Raw genomic sequence first — 14,171 nt, 5'->3', positions numbered from 1 at the left:
AGCATTCCGCGGCTGATTTACAGTCAGCTCCCATTGGCCGCTCGGGCAACCCGCCTCGCACCGTACTCGGCCGACAGGGGCGTCGCGTGGTGCCGTGGAAGAATAGCAAGCCAGGCGCCACGCGCGCCAACCACCCGCCTGGGACCCTGCTCACAGTGCCTCATGGACGGTGCTCACGGTTCTGTCCGAGCCGCGCCGCCCGCCGACACCCCTGGATCGCCCCACTGCCCTCCCCCGCCTGCCACCACCCGCAGCCGCCCACGAGGACCGGCCGCACCCGCTCAGGTCGATCCTCTACGATCGGAGCGCCGGGAGCCCGTGTGTGGGCGCTCGGCGTCACCGTGCTCGCGCCTCTGCCTCGAAAGGACCGCCATGGCCTCCGACTCGTCCTTCGACGTCGTCTCCAAGCTCGACCGCCAGGAGGTCGACAACGCCGTCAACCAGACCGCCAAGGAGATCTCGCAACGCTACGACTTCCGGGGGGTCGACGCCGGCGTGGAACTGAGCGGAGACACGATCACCCTGCAGGCGAACTCGGCCGAGCGGGTCCTGGCCGTCCTCGACGTCCTGCAGTCCAAGCTCTTCCGGCGCGGCGTCTCCCTCAAGGTCCTCGACCTGGGCGACAAGGAGCCGCGCCCCTCGGGCAAGGTCTACAAGCTCGTGTGCCCCCTCAAGGAGGGGCTGACCCAGGATGTCGCCAAGAGGATCACGAAGGCGATCCGCGAGGAGGGGCCAAAGGGGGTCAAGGCCGTCATCCAGGGCGACGAGGTGCGGGTGTCCTCGAAGTCGCGCGACGACCTCCAGGCCGTCATCGCGCTGCTCAAGGACCTCGACGTCGACGTCCCTCTCCAGTTCGTCAACTACCGCTGAGCCACCCTCCGCCTGACTCCGCGCCTGCCTCAGGTTGACAGGAGGGTGAGCACCGCCTTGACCCGGCGGTGGGTGGCCGCGTCCGGCAGCAGGACGGAGTCGTCGGCGATCAGGACGCGCATGGGATCACCGCCTCCACCCGGGTCGGGCCGCCGGCCGGTGAGTTGACCGCCAGGCGTCCGTCGACGCCCTCGAGGCGCTGGACGAGACCGGCCAGCCCGTGGCCCTTGGACACCCCGGCGCCCCCGACGCCGTTGTCGTCGACCCACGCGTGCAGCAGGTTGTTGTTGTCAACGGCCGCCCCCAGGTGCGCCTGGGTGGCGCCGGAGTGCTTGTTGACGCTGGCCAGGGCCTCGCTGGCCACGAAGTAGGCCGCGTAGGAGACGTGGTCGGGAAGGTCGGGTAGGTCGGGAAGGTCGCGCGCACGGTCACCGGCACCGCCGAGCGCGCAGCGGCCTCCGACAGGGCGGCGGACAGCCCCCGGTCGATGAGCACCGGCGGGGCGATGCCGCGCGAGAGGCGGCGCAGCTCATCGAGGGTGTCCTGGGTCTGGGTCATCGCCTCGTCGAGGATCGCCGCGGTGGCCGCCGGGTCCGTGCCGGCCTGGCGGCGGGCGCGAGCCAGGTCCATGCCCAGCCGCACGAGCCTTTGCTGCGGGCCGTCGTGAATGTCGCGCTCCAGCTGGCGGCGGGTGTCGGCCTCGGCGCGCAGGTAGGAGGAGGGCAGGCGGCCGGTGGCGTTGACGGCGCCCGCCGCCATCCGTGCGATCTAGGCGAATCCCCCGGCGACGACGAGGGCGGCCACGAGGACGAACAGACCCACCCAGATGATGACGGTACTGACGCCGGTGGCCAGCAGCGGGATGACCAGGCAGAAGGCGAACAGGCTCAAGGGCCAGGCGAACAGGAGATAGGGGGCGTCCCGGCACATCTGCGGGAGGCGGGCGGTCCAGGACTTCAGGATGTTCATGGGGCAATCGTGGTCGAGGGCGCCGGCGCGCGGCATCCCGTCACCCGGTCACCTGCATGTCCGGCTAGCCCGAACACGCAGGCGCCCGGGCTCAGTACCCGGCCATCTGCTCGAGGCGGGCGATGCGCTTGGCCATGGGCGGGTGCGTGGCGAAGAGGCTGCGCACGGTGCCGAAGGGGTTGGCGATCATCATCGAGCTGACCGGCTCGACCTTCGGGTCTTGGGCGAGCGGGGCGCGGGCGACCCCGGTCTCGAGCTTGTGCAGGGCGCTGGCCAGGGCGAGCGGGTCGCCGGTCAGGACGGCGCCGTCGTGGTCGGCGTCGTACTCCCGGGTCCTCGACACGGCGAACTGGGTGAGGCTGGCGGCCAGTGGGGCGAGCAGCGCCATGAGCAGCAGGACGATGACGTTGCCGTCGCGCCGGTCGCGCCCGCCGCCGAACCACAGCACCATCGTGGCCACCGAGGAGATGACTCCGGCGATCCCGGCGGCCACCGAGCCGGTGAGGATGTCCCGGTTATAGACGTGGGACAGCTCGTGGCCCAGGACTCCGCGCAGCTCGCGCCGGTCGAGCAGCTGGAGGATCCCCTGGGTGCAGCACACGGCGGCGTGCTGGGGGTCGCGTCCCGTGGCGAAGGCGTTGGGACTCATCGTCGGTGCGACGTAGAGCCGCGGCATCGGCTGGCCGGCGGCGGTCGACAGCTCGCGCACGATCGCGTACATCTCGGGCCGCTGGGCCTCGGTCACCTCGATGGCGCCCATCGAGCGGACGGCCAGCTTGTCGGAGTTCCAGTAGGAGTAGGCGGTCTGGGCCACGCCGATCAGCGGCATGATGAACAGCCAGACCGACGATCCCGTGCCCTGGGCGAGCAGCCAGCCGAGCAGCAGCAGCAGACTCCACAACCCGCCCATGAGGACGGCGGTCTTCAGCCCGTTGTGATGATTCGTGCCTGTCATGAGGCTCATTCTATCGATCCCGTCTGTGTCCCGGCTGCGCCCGGGGCGCCGCCGGCTCGTGGTCCGAGTGGTGGCCCCAGCCCCGGCAGAAGGCGTCGGGGTAGGACTGACCCTCACCCATCGTGAGGGCGACCTTCTTGGTCTGGGCGGTCTGGGCGGCCTGGGCGTCTTACTGCGCCTGGTCTCCCCGCACGGGGTAGTCGAGGCAGTCGATGGCGCTGATGGCGGGGGCGTTGGCGGCCTCGGCGGCCTGCGCCTGCGCTGCGGCCTGGGGATCCTGCTCCTCGTCGACGGCTGGTGCGGCCAGGGCCGCCAGTCGGTGCCGTCGCCGTTCTTCATCGCGGCGGTCAGGGCCGTGGTGAGGTACTCCCAGGCGGTCTCGTCGTACATCATCTGGCCGACGGCGCTCCGGGCGGTCGCGCCGTCGAGCACGACCCCCTCGGCGTCAGTGGGCAGCGGGTTGTCGGTCGTTCGGGTGAAGAAGTCCCTCAGCTGGGACATGCCCTCCTCGACGCCACCGCTGAGCGGACAGTCCTGACCGCTCTGACAGTGCTCGGCGTAGCGGGCACCCAGGTAGGTGCCGTAGGAGGTGCCCAGGTAGGACTGGCGCGGGTCGCCCACGACTCCCCGCAGGACGTCGAGGTCCCGGGCCACCGAGGCGGTGTCCATGTGGTCGATGAGCCCGGGCACCGGCGTGTGGCGCTCGCAGGGGGCGGCCTCCTGCTGGCCCATCCCGAGCGCGGCCTGGGCCGACTCCTCCTCGGCGGCGGCCTCCTGCTCGGCGGGGGTGTCGCCCTGGGCCCCGGTGGGGTCCTGGGCCACCTGCTCGACCTCCTCGGGGCTCAGGCAGGTCAGGGGGTCGAGGCGCCTACGCCCCGGGGGTCGAAGCCGATGATGTCGAAGCGTGCGCGCAGGTCTGCGGTGAAGGCCTGGGCGCCCTGGCTGACGAGGTCGATGCCGCTGCCCCCGGGCTCCTTCCGCCGGACGAGCCTGCTCCGTCCGGGTCCCTGCCCCGGGTCCTACGTGACGGCCACCAAGGGGTGCGCCCCTGGCCGTCGACGATCGGGAGCCTCGGGCTGGGTGCGCCAGAGCCCACGGGGCGCCACCACACCCGTGAGCTCGACACCGCACCCATGAGGTGGGTGCCGGCCGGGATCAGCCGCTCCGGGGGCGGATCCGCTCCCGCCCCAGGTGATGCGTCGCGTTCTCACGACACTGCGACCGGGCTCAGAGGTAGGCCTCGTAGGCGGGCAGGTCGAGCACGCCGTTGCCGGACAGGCCGATGAGGATGACCTCCCCGTCGGCGGCGTCACGGGCGTGCGCCAGGGCCGCCGCCACCGCGTGGGTGGACTCGGGTGCCGGGATGATCCCCTCGGCGCGGGCGAAGGTGATGCCCGCGGCGAAGGCCTCGTCCTGGGACACGGCGACGGCCTCCATGAGACCGAGCTCGACCGCGTGGGAGACCATGGGGGACATGCCGTGGTAGCGCAGGCCGCCGGCGTGGATCGCCGGGGGCACGAAGTCCGCCCCAAGGGTGTGCATCTTGAGCATCGGGGTCAGACCGGCCACGTCGCCGTAGTCGTAGCGGTACTCGCCCTGCGTGATCGTGGGGCAGGCGGCCGGCTCGCAGGCCACGACCCGTGAGGCGGTGCCCTCGGTCAGGTTGCGTCCAATGATCGGGAAGGTCAGGCCCGCCAGGTTGGAGCCGCCGCCGGCGCAGCCGAAGACGACGTCGGGAGCCTCAACCCCGGCGGCGTGGAGCTGGGCGATGGCCTCCTGACCGATGACGGTCTGGTGGAGCATGACGTGGTTGAGCACCGACCCCAGGGCGTAGTGGACGCCCTCGGAGGTGGCGGCCACCTCGACGGCCTCGGAGATAGCCATGCCCAGACTGCCGGTGGTCTGCGGGTCGGCGGCCAGGAGGGCGCGCCCGGCCTCGGTCAGCTCCGAGGGCGAGGAGTGGCAGGTCGAGCCGTAGACCTCCATCTGGTGGCGGCGGTAGGGCTTGGCCTCGTAGGAGGCGCGCACCTGCCAGACCTCGCAGGTCATGCCGAACAGGGAGCAGGCCAGGGCCAGGGAGGCGCCCCACTGGCCCGCCCCGGTCTCCGTGGTCAGGCGCGTGGTGCCCTCCTGGGCGTTGTACCAGGCCTGGGCGATGGCGGTGTTGGGCTTGTGGGAGCCCGCAGGGCTGACACCCTCGTACTTGTAGAAGATGCGCGCCGAGGTGCCCAGCGCCCTCTCGAGGCGGTCGGCGCGGATGAGCGGGGAGGGGCGCCACTTGGCGTAGACCTCCTGCACTGCCTCGGGGATCTCGATGAAACGCTCGGTGGAGACCTCCTGCTCGATAAGCGCCCGGGGGAAGAGGGGCTCGAGGTCCGCGGGCTCCAGCGGCTGCCCGGTGCCCGGGTGGAGGGCGGGCGGGAGCGGCTCGGGGAAGTCGGCGGCGAGGTTGTACCAGTGCGTCGGCGTCGCGGAACCGATGCGTGTCATGGCTCTCCTTGGTGCTGAGGGATGTGCGGAGGGTGTACGGAGGGATACGGAGGGAGTGAGGTGGCGGGCGGACCCGGGGCCGGCTCAGGCCAGCAGGGAGTCGAGCTCGCCGACCTCCAGGTCCAGGGCCTGGCCGACGCCGGGGGTCAACAGCGTCCCGTCGTGGGTCGACAGGCCCCGGGCCAGGTCGCGCCGACGGCGGCAGGCGGCCTGCCACCCGGAGTCGGCCAGGGCGGTGACATAGGGCAGGGTCGCGTTGGTCAGGGCGTGGGTCGAGGTGTAGGGCACGGCTCCGGGCATGTTGGCCACGCAGTAGAAGGTCGTGCCGGCGACCTCGTAGGTCGGCTCGGAGTGGGTCGTGGGGCGGGAGTCCTCGAAGCAGCCCCCCTGGTCGATGGCGATGTCGACCAGGACGGAGCCGGGTCGCATCGTCTCGACCATCTCGTGGGTGACCAGGCGCGGGGCGCGGGCACCGGGCACGAGGACCGCGCCGATGACGAGGTCGGCCCCGGCGCATGCCTGGGCGATGTCGAGGGAGGTCGAGAAGCGGGTGCGGATCGCCCCCTGGGAGATCTCCTCGATGTACTGCATGCGCACGGGGTCGAGGTCGAAGACCGTGACCTCGGCGCCCATGCCCGCGCTGACCCGGGCCGCGCACAGCCCCGCGGTCCCCCCGCCCAGGACGACCACCGAGCCCCGGCGCACCCCGGAGGCCCCGCCCAGGAGCACCCCGGAGCCGCCGCGGGGCTTGAGCAGGCCGTCGGCGCCGACCTGCGCGGCCAGCCTTCCGGCGATCTCGGACATGGGGGCCAGCAGCGGCAGGCCCCCCGAGTCGGACTCGACGGTCTCGTAGGCGATGGCGGTGACCCGCCGCGCGAGGAGCTCCTCGGTCAGGGCGGGCTCGGCGGCCAGGTGAAGGAAGGTGAAGAGCAGCTGCCCCGGGCGCATACGGGCGTACTCCGGGGCGATCGGCTCCTTGACCTTGAGGATCATGTCGGCGCCGGCCCACAGCTCCTCGACGTCCTCGACCAGCACCGCCCCGGCCGCCGCGTACTGCTCGTCGGGGATCGCCGAGCCCAGGCCCGCGCCGGCCTGGACGGCCACCTCGTGCCCGCGCTGGGTGAGCGCATGCACACCGGAGGGGGTGATGGCGACACGGAACTCGTTGTTCTTGATCTCGGTGGGGACCCCGATCCTCATCGTGGCTGTCTCCTCGTCGTCGGTGGCCGTGCCACCGGCACGGTCAGTACCCTTCTCGACGGCACAGGACTGCGTGCTCGCCCAGGAGAGGAAGGATACGCGTCACACCGCCGTTGTGGGCCCCATATCGGCAATGAAGGTCACGACCACCGACCGGCGAGGGGAGCCCCGGCGGCCCAGGACCGCCGGGGCTCCCCCGCCGTAGGGGTCTCAGCCGTCGAGCCGGTGGGCCACCCGCTGCGGCACGCGGTCGGCGTCGGGCCGTCCGATGAGGTCGACCGGAACGTCGGAGGACCGGGAGATGGCGGTCATGGCGTCGCGGGCGACGACCTTGACGCGCTCGCGCCCGCCGCGTCCCCCCTCGACCTCGCCGTAGGCCTCGCCCAGCTCCCGCTCGTAGGCGTCGAGGAGCTCCCAGCCCTCCCAGGTGGTGAAGGGGACCTCCCGCGCCGAGAGCAGGGCCATGACCGCGTCGTGGCCGAGCTCGCCCGCCTCCCCGCCGCCGGCGCCGAGCAGACCGGCCTCGGCGTCGGACACGAGGTTGGAGATCGTCTCCTGCGCGTCGGACTTGGTCGAGCCGATGAGCCCCACCGGCCCTCGCCGGATCCAGCCGGTGGCGTAGACGCCGGTCAGAGGACGGCCGTCCTCGCCCAGGACCCGGCCGCCGTCGTTGGGCAGGACGTGGCGCTTGTGGTCGAAGGGCAGGCCCTCGATCGGGCTGCCCGCGTAACCGACGGCGCGGTAGACCGCCTGGACGGGCCAGTCGCGCATCTCCCCGGTGCCCGTGACGGTGCCGTCGCCGTTGAGGCGGGTGCGCTCGGTGCGCAGGGCGCGCACGTGACCCTCCTCGTCGGTGAGGACCTCGACCGGGGACTGGAAGAGGTGGATGTGGATGGTGCGCGCCCCGGTGAGGTCCTCGGGGTCCTGCATCGCGTAGCCCTCGAGGGTCTTGACGACCTGCCGCTGCTGGTTGGAGGTGGCCAGGGCGGCCTGGGAGCCCTCGTCGTACTCGAAGTCCTCCTCGTCGACCGTCACGTTGACACCGGGCTGCTTGCCAAGCTCGCGCAGCTCCAGCGGGGTGAACTTGACCTGGGCGGGGCCGCGGCGTCCGAAGATGTGGACGTCGGTCAGCGGGGAGTCGGCCAGGGCCTGTGCGACATTGCCCGGGATCTCGGTGACGAGTAGGTCCTGGACGTTCTTGGCCAGGACCCGGGCGATGTCCAGGCCCACGTTGCCCACACCGATGACGGCGACCTCGGAGGCGGACAGGGGCCAGGTGCGCGGGTGGTCGGGGTGGGCGTCGTACCAGGACACGAAGTCGGCCCCGCCGTAGACCTCGGGGGCGTCGATCCCGGGGATGTCGAGAGGGGCGTCCGTGTCGGCGCCGGTGGACAGGATGATGGCGTCGTAGTGCTCGCGCAGCTCGGCCACCGTGATGTCGCGGCCGACCTCGACGTTCCCGATGAGGCGGATGTCCCCGCGCTGGAGGATCTTGTACAGCGCGACGATGATCTGCTTGATGCGCGGGTGGTCGGGGGCCACGCCGTACCTGACGAGCCCATAGGGTGCAGGCAGACGCTCGAACAGATCGATACAGACCTCCATGCCCGACTTCGAGAGGATGTCCGAGGCGTAGATGCCCGCGGGACCGGCTCCGATGACGGCGACATTCAAAGGACGTGCGTTCACTGCTCTTTCGTTCCTGCTGGGGGACGGGTGGCGCCACGACGGCCCGGAGAGCCGGGGCTCGCGGCGCGACCAGTTTATGGGGCCCGAGCCCCTGTCCCCCATGGCATCGGACACAGCTGCCCGACCCTGTCCAGTGATAGTGCTCCCCATGGCGCCACCGGCCTCGGCCACCGACAATGTGCCTGCCGTCCTCGCCGTCCAGAACCAGGAGGGTCCGCGCCCCGCCTCTCGCCGCTCAACATGCGGGCGTCCCCGGGGCGCCATCACGATTCGGTGACGTTAGAGTACGAGACACCTAGCCATCCCGTCGCGGCACCGCCGCACCGATCCCGATGGAGCGAGTTCTCAATGAAGCGTCGTGCCTTCCTGTCCCGCGCTGCCCTGGGCGCACTGCTCCTGCCCATCCTGGCGGCCTGCGGTTCAGGGTCGCAGGGGTCGGACCCGTCGCAGGGCTCCGCCGCGAGCGGGGCCGCCGGGGATGCCTCGGCGCCGACGACCCCGCCGACCGCCTTCGGTGAGACGGCCGACCTGCCCGTGTCGGTCGAGGGCTCGGGGTCCCGCTTCGCCCGGGTCGGCGGGCGCTACGCGGCGGGGATCGCCCGGCTGTTCACCGGCGGCGGCTCGGTCACCTTCTACACCGACCTGACGACCATGGACACCCGGGTCATCACCGCCGACCCCGCCACCGGCGAGTACGCGACGGCGACGACCACCGACGTGACGGCCCCCGCCCAGGGCGAGGCCGCCTACTCCCTGACCGCTTCGACCATCGTCGTCGAGGACGACAACGGCTACGCGCTGGTCATTCTGGGCGGACCCGGCACGGCATCGTCCGCCCAGGACTCCGAGGCGCTGACCGAGGAGGACGAGGCCTCCACCACGGCGACCGACACGACCGAGGGCCCCGCCCGGGTCGACCTGCTCAAGATCGCGCTGGCCGACGGCACGGTCAGCGCCACGACCACCCTGTGGGACACGGGGATCGTCCCCGAGGAGCAGGGGACGATGGCCGGGCTGCGCCTGTCGACCGACGGCTCGGTGCTCATCGCCCAGTGGGGCACCGACCACATCGCCTCGGTGCGCACCGAGGACCTGTCCACGGTCGTGTCCGACCCCCAGGACCTCGACGGCTACTTCTCCTCACGGGACGCCTGCGACTACGTGACCGGCGAGTGGGAGGGCGGCACGCTCATCTCGCTGACCGACGGCACCGAGGTCGACCCGCCCGAGACGATGACGGTCTCGCGGATCGTCGGGCACATCGCCTACGGGGTCACGTGGGACGGCACGGAGGGCCTGGGCGCCTACGACCTGAGCACGGGCACCGAGGTCGACCAGACCGGCCCCATCCCCGACACCGTCGACCTGACGACCGAGGCGGCCTACCACGACGGCTACCTCGTCACCATCGGCCAGAAGTACGTCGAGGCGCGCAAGCCCGGCGACCCCGCCCCCGCGGTCAGCTGGTCGGCCGACTCCGGCCGGCCCATCCCGTCCTCGGCCACCGTCCTGGACGACGTCCTCTACTTGTGCTTCGAGGACCAGCCCGAGACGATCACCCTCATCGACCTGACCACCGGCGCGGACATCACCTCGACCGCCTACCCGTCCCAGACGGTCGCCGGGGTCAGCCCGATGGCTGCCGTCGACGCCCAGAGCACCATTATCCTCGCCACCGACTGGAAGTCCTGACCGGAGCCGCTCCCACTGGCCGACGCCGGACCGCCGACTCGCCGGCACCGGCGGTCCATGGTCGCAGGAGGGGCCGGCGCCGACCGGTGACGGTTCAGGCGGCCCGGTCGACGAGCAGCCGGGCGAGCTGCTCCAGGCCGGCGCGCACGAGCCGCACCCGTTCGCGGGCCACGGACAGCTCGGCCTGGCGCGCCGCGGCGTCGAGGCCCGCGGCCTCAAGCCGGGCTCGTGTGCCCTCCAGGACGGCCTCCTCGAGGCCCCCGAGCGCCTCGACGGCCTCCTCGGCCCAACGCACCGCCATCTGGCGGGTGCGGGCCAGGACGGGGTGGGCGCGCAGCCGGGCGACGACCTCGGCCAGGACGGCGTCGTCGGCGAGGTCCGCGGTGGACAGGGCCGACAGGATCGACTGCCCCGCGGCGTCGAGCTCCCCGGCGGCCAGGGCCTGGCGCAGGAGGAGCACGGGCATCGTGTCGACGCCCTCACGCAGGTCCGTCCCCGGGGTCTTGCCGGAGGTCCGGGCGTCGCTGGTCACATCCAGGCAGTCGTCGGCGAGCTGGTAGGCCACCCCGATCTTCTCCCCGAAGGTCTCGACGATCCGCTCGGTGGCGGCCCCGGCACCGGAGAGCATGGCGCCGTAGCGGGCCGAGACGGCGATGAGGGACCCCGTCTTGTCCGCCAGGACCTGGATGTAGTGGGCCACCGGGTCGGTGCCCGCCGGGCGCGGCAGCGTCTCGTGGAGCTGGCCCATGCACAGGCGCTCGAAGGTCTTGGCGTGGGCGAGCACCGCCTCGGGCCCCAGCCCCGCCACGAGCTGGGAGGCGCGGGCCACCAGGACGTCGCCGGTCAGGATCGCCGCGGAGTTGCCCCACACCGTCTGGGCGCTCGGCGCCCCCCGGCGCAGGGGGGCGTCGTCCATGACATCGTCGTGGTAGAGGGTGGCGATATGCGTCAGCTCGACCGCCACCCCCGCGTCCCGCACGGCCTCCCCCACCGCCAGGTCCGGGTCGCCCAGCTGGGCGGTCAGGAGGGTCAGGACCGGGCGCAGCCGCTTGCCCCCGGCCTCGGCCAGGTGGGAGGTCGGTGGGTTGATGGTCTCGTCGGCATTGCTGACGACATCGAGCAGGCGCGTCTCAACGGCCTCCAGGGCGGGCACGATCCGCCCCTCGAGCTCGGGGGCGTGCAGTGGTAGCGATCCGATCACGGCACGAGCATAACGGCGTCACCCAGCGCGCTGAGCAGCGCCTCGGGGAGCACTCCCAGCCCGATCGTCACGACGGCGGCCAGGACGATCGCCACCGCGGACAGCCCGTTGGAGGACACGACGACACGCCCGGGGCCCGGCTCGTGGAAGAACATGAGGACGATGAGCCGGGCGTAGAAGAAGGCGGTGGCCGCCGAGGAGGCGACCGCGGCGACGACCAGCCAGGCCGCTCCCCCCGTCACGCCCGCGACGAACAGGTCGAACTTCGCCACGAAGCCCGCCGTCAGGGGGATGCCGGCGAAGGACAGGAGGAAGATGGTCATCGCCCCGGCCAGCCAGGGGTTGGTGCGCCCCAGCCCGGAGAAGGACTCGAGGTCGGTGGCCTCGGCGCCGGCGGCGCCGTCGTGGTCGGCCCGCACGAGGGCGACGATGCCGAAGGCGCCCAGGGTGGCGGTCCCGTAGACGAGGGCGTAGAGGAGCAGGGCGTGGATGCCGCGCACGTCCAGGGCGATGATGCCGATGAGCATGTAGCCGGTGTGGGCGATCGCCGAGTAGGCGAGCATGCGCTTGACGTCGCCCTGCACGACGCCGACGACAGTGCCCACGACCATGGTGAGCAGGGCCACGCTCCACAGGAGGGGCGCCATGTCCCAGCCGAGGTTGCCGCCCACGATGTAGTAGAAGCGCACGAGGGCGAGGAAGGCGGCCGCCTTGACCCCGGCGGCCATGAAGCCGGTGACCGGGGTGGGGGCGCCCTGGTAGACGTCGGGGCTCCAGGCGTGGAAGGGCACGGCGGCGATCTTGAACAGCAGTCCGATGGTCACCAGGGCGGTGCCCGCCAGGACGAGCCGGTCCATCCCCGCCTGCGTGCCGTCCTGGAGGGCCTGGGCGACGCCGGCGTAGGACACCGAGCCGGAGTAGCCGTATAGGAGGGTCGCGCCCATGAGCAGGAAGGCTGAGGCGAAGGCGCCGAGGACGAAGTACTTGAGGGCCGCCTCCTGGCTGAGCAGCCGGCGGTGGCGGGCCAGGGCGGCCATGACGTACAGGGGCAGGGAGATCAGCTCGAGGACGACGAACAGGGCGATGAGGTCGCTGACCATGCCGAAGAGCATCATGCCGCCCAGGGAGAGCATCGTCAGCGGGAGCACCTCGGTGGAGGTCCAGCCCGCGTGAAGGGACTCGCTCTCCTCGGCCGATCCGGGACGGTCGGCGCCCTGCGCGGCGAAGGCCCCGTCCCCCGCGGAGGTGCGGTCGGCGATGACGAGGACCGCGAGCAGGCCAATGACGAGCAGGACGCCCTGGGCGGCCACCCCGAAGGGGTCCTCGTTGATGCCCGTGGTCAGTGCCGACCCGGTGCCGGCCGAGACCTTGGCCCAGCGGTCGCTCAGGGCGACGCCCGCCGCGAGGATGGCGCCCAGAGCGAGCACCGTCTGGGTGGTCAGGCGGCTGCGGCGGGGCACGAGGGCCTCGAGGAGGACCCCGAGGACCCCGGCGCCCAGGACGAGCAGGACCGGCGTGAGTCCGGCCCAGGTGATGGTCGGGGCGGTGAAGCTCACTGGGGGTTCCCTTCCGTGGCGGTGGGTGCTGGCGCTGAGGAGGCCGCGGCCTGCTCGGCCCCGGCGACGGCGGCGACCTGCGCGGCGACCGGGTCGAGGACGCCGGTCAGGCCGGCAGGGGCCAGGCCCAGGACGAGCATGGCGGCGATCACCGGGACCAGCACGATCCGCTCGCGGCAGTCGAGGTCGGGTGAGCCGACGCGGTCGGGGGCTGGCGCACCGGTGAAGACGCGCTGGTAGGGCAGGAGCAGGTAGACCGCGGCGATGACGACCCCGGCCAGCGCGACCAGGCCGACGACCACCGACTCCGAGAAGGTGCCGGTCAGGACCATCCACTCCGGCACGAAGCCCGACAGGCCCGGCAGGGCGATCGAGGCCAGGCCCGAGACGAGGAAGGTGCCGGCCACCAGGGGCATGACCCGGGCGAGCCCGCCGAGCTCGGAGACCGCCACCGTGCCGGTGCGCCGCGCCATGAAGCCGGTGACGAGGAACAGGCCCGCGATCGACAGGCCGTGGGCGACCATGTAGACCATGGCGCCGGTGGCCGCCACCTGGTTGCCGATGAAGATGCCCAGCACCATGAAGCCGAAGTGGCTGATCGAGGTGTAGGAGATGAGCCGGTAGAGGTTGTCCTGGCCGATGGCCGCCAGCCCCCCGTAGACGATCCCCACGAGGGCCAGGACGATCACCACCGGGGCGGCCCAGGTCGTGGCCTGCGGGAACAGGGGAAGGATGAGGGCGATCATCCCGTAGGTGCCGATCTTGTCGAGCACGCCGATGAGCAGCACGGAGGTCCCCGGGGTGGCCTGCTCGGCGGTGTCGGGCAGCCAGGTGTGCAGCGGCACCATGGGCGCCTTGATCGCGAAGGCCACGAGGAAGGACACGAAGATCCACCGGCTCACGCCGCTCGAGGCGCTCAGCCCCGAGGCCAGGGAGTCGATGAGGTAGTTCGTCTCGCCCCCCGGCCCGTAGACGTACAGGGCGACGACCCCCACGAGCATGACGAGGCCGCCCGCCAGGGAGTACAGGAGGAACTTGAGGGCCGCCCGCCTGCGGTCGGCCCCGCCGAAGCGGCCGATGAGGAAGTAGACGGGCACGAGCATGGCCTCGAAGCACACGTAGAACAGGAAGACGTCGCGGGCGGCGAACAGGACGACGACGAGGAACTCCAGGACGAGCACGAGGATCGTGAACAGGCCCTGACGCTCGGCCGGGACCTCCCCCCAACTGGCCAGCAGCACAAGGGGGGTGAGGAAGACGGTGAGCAGGACCATGGCCAGCCCCAGGCCGTTGACGCCCAGCGCCCAGGACACGCCCAGGGAGGGGATCCACGCCCGGGTCTGGGCGAGCTGGACCGTGCCCCCGGCGTCGAGGTCGAACAGGGTCAGGGCCCACACCCCCGCCGCGAGCGCGGCCAAGGAGAACAGGAGGCCCACGGCACGCGCCCGGGCGCGCAGCGGGGGAAGCACCCACAGGAGTAGCGCCCCGGTCAGCGGGATGAGCGCCGTGATGGTGAGCACGGGAAGGTCTGCGGTGTTGGACTGCATAG

11 protein-coding genes and 1 pseudogene are annotated in these 14,171 nt (G+C 72.0%); 2 read left to right on the top strand and 10 right to left on the bottom strand.

Annotated elements, in window-relative coordinates:
* Window positions 1-372 precede the first annotated feature (372 nt).
* A complete protein-coding gene (locus tag Q4C85_RS00225; protein WP_303138351.1) occupies window positions 373-870 on the top strand; it encodes a YajQ family cyclic di-GMP-binding protein in 498 nt (165 codons plus the stop codon).
* Between the two features lie 109 nt (window positions 871-979).
* Here Q4C85_RS00225 and Q4C85_RS00220 read toward each other — a convergent pair whose 3' ends face one another.
* From Q4C85_RS00220 to Q4C85_RS00190, 7 genes and pseudogenes are all read right to left on the bottom strand, one after another.
* Window positions 980-1,234, bottom strand: a complete 255-nt coding sequence (locus tag Q4C85_RS00220) for a hypothetical protein (RefSeq protein WP_303138748.1) — start codon at window positions 1,232-1,234, stop codon at window positions 980-982.
* A 188-nt stretch (window positions 1,235-1,422) separates the two neighbouring features.
* A pseudogene (locus Q4C85_RS00215) lies at window positions 1,423-1,500 on the bottom strand (hypothetical protein); the annotation flags it as partial.
* 138 nt (window positions 1,501-1,638) lie between these two features.
* Window positions 1,639-1,839 carry a hypothetical protein gene (locus tag Q4C85_RS00210; protein WP_303138349.1) on the bottom strand — a complete coding sequence of 67 codons (201 nt, stop codon included), beginning with the start codon at window positions 1,837-1,839 and terminating at the stop codon, window positions 1,639-1,641.
* A gap of 91 nt (window positions 1,840-1,930) precedes the next feature.
* The gene (htpX, locus tag Q4C85_RS00205; protein ID WP_303138726.1) at window positions 1,931-2,794 is read right to left on the bottom strand and encodes a zinc metalloprotease HtpX; all 864 of its coding nucleotides are present in this window, start codon (window positions 2,792-2,794) and stop codon (window positions 1,931-1,933) included.
* Window positions 2,795-4,021: 1,227 nt separating this feature from the next.
* Entirely contained in the window at window positions 4,022-5,284 is a 1,263-nt protein-coding gene (locus Q4C85_RS00200) for a TrpB-like pyridoxal phosphate-dependent enzyme (protein WP_303138348.1), read from the bottom strand.
* Between the two features lie 84 nt (window positions 5,285-5,368).
* The gene (gene ald, locus Q4C85_RS00195) at window positions 5,369-6,484 is read right to left on the bottom strand and encodes an alanine dehydrogenase (protein WP_303138346.1); all 1,116 of its coding nucleotides are present in this window, start codon (window positions 6,482-6,484) and stop codon (window positions 5,369-5,371) included.
* A gap of 210 nt (window positions 6,485-6,694) precedes the next feature.
* Window positions 6,695-8,173 carry an FAD-dependent oxidoreductase gene (locus tag Q4C85_RS00190; RefSeq protein ID WP_303138344.1) on the bottom strand — a complete coding sequence of 493 codons (1,479 nt, stop codon included), beginning with the start codon at window positions 8,171-8,173 and terminating at the stop codon, window positions 6,695-6,697.
* A 348-nt stretch (window positions 8,174-8,521) separates the two neighbouring features.
* Here Q4C85_RS00190 and Q4C85_RS00185 point away from each other — a divergent pair, with 348 nt between their 5' ends.
* Window positions 8,522-9,865: a hypothetical protein gene (locus Q4C85_RS00185; RefSeq protein WP_303138342.1), complete on the top strand. Its 1,344-nt coding sequence runs from the start codon at window positions 8,522-8,524 to the stop codon at window positions 9,863-9,865.
* A 94-nt stretch (window positions 9,866-9,959) separates the two neighbouring features.
* Here Q4C85_RS00185 and Q4C85_RS00180 read toward each other — a convergent pair whose 3' ends face one another.
* From Q4C85_RS00180 to Q4C85_RS00170, 3 genes are read right to left on the bottom strand one after another with little or no spacing between them, the layout of a single operon-like run.
* On the bottom strand, window positions 9,960-11,066 hold the full coding sequence (locus tag Q4C85_RS00180; protein ID WP_303138340.1) for a polyprenyl synthetase family protein: 1,107 nt from the start codon (window positions 11,064-11,066) through the stop codon (window positions 9,960-9,962).
* Window positions 11,063-12,622 (bottom strand): NADH-quinone oxidoreductase subunit NuoN, encoded by a 1,560-nt coding sequence (nuoN, locus tag Q4C85_RS00175; protein WP_303138337.1) that lies wholly within the window; start codon window positions 12,620-12,622, stop codon window positions 11,063-11,065. The genes Q4C85_RS00180 and nuoN overlap by 4 nt, the downstream gene beginning before the upstream one ends.
* Window positions 12,619-14,169 (bottom strand): NADH-quinone oxidoreductase subunit M, encoded by a 1,551-nt coding sequence (locus Q4C85_RS00170; RefSeq protein ID WP_303138334.1) that lies wholly within the window; start codon window positions 14,167-14,169, stop codon window positions 12,619-12,621. The genes nuoN and Q4C85_RS00170 overlap by 4 nt, the downstream gene beginning before the upstream one ends.
* Between the last annotated feature and the right edge of the window lie 2 nt (window positions 14,170-14,171).

This window comes from Actinomyces sp. (assembly GCF_030524025.1).
GTDB lineage: Bacteria > Actinomycetota > Actinomycetes > Actinomycetales > Actinomycetaceae > Actinomyces.
This window is presented reverse-complemented; position numbering and strand designations above follow the sequence as displayed.

What these genes read in the sequence shown, in the direction of transcription:
- Q4C85_RS00210 (WP_303138349.1), bottom strand. Translation starts at nt 1,839, where the DNA reads ATGAACATCCTGAAGTCCTGGACCGCCCGCCTCCCGCAGATGTGCCGG.
- Q4C85_RS00185 (WP_303138342.1), top strand. Translation starts at nt 8,522, where the DNA reads ATGAAGCGTCGTGCCTTCCTGTCCCGCGCTGCCCTGGGCGCACTGCTC.
- Q4C85_RS00170 (WP_303138334.1), bottom strand. Translation starts at nt 14,169, where the DNA reads ATGCAGTCCAACACCGCAGACCTTCCCGTGCTCACCATCACGGCGCTC.
- Q4C85_RS00225 (WP_303138351.1), top strand. Translation starts at nt 373, where the DNA reads ATGGCCTCCGACTCGTCCTTCGACGTCGTCTCCAAGCTCGACCGCCAG.
- htpX (WP_303138726.1), bottom strand. Translation starts at nt 2,794, where the DNA reads ATGACAGGCACGAATCATCACAACGGGCTGAAGACCGCCGTCCTCATG.
- Q4C85_RS00200 (WP_303138348.1), bottom strand. Translation starts at nt 5,284, where the DNA reads ATGACACGCATCGGTTCCGCGACGCCGACGCACTGGTACAACCTCGCC.
- ald (WP_303138346.1), bottom strand. Translation starts at nt 6,484, where the DNA reads ATGAGGATCGGGGTCCCCACCGAGATCAAGAACAACGAGTTCCGTGTC.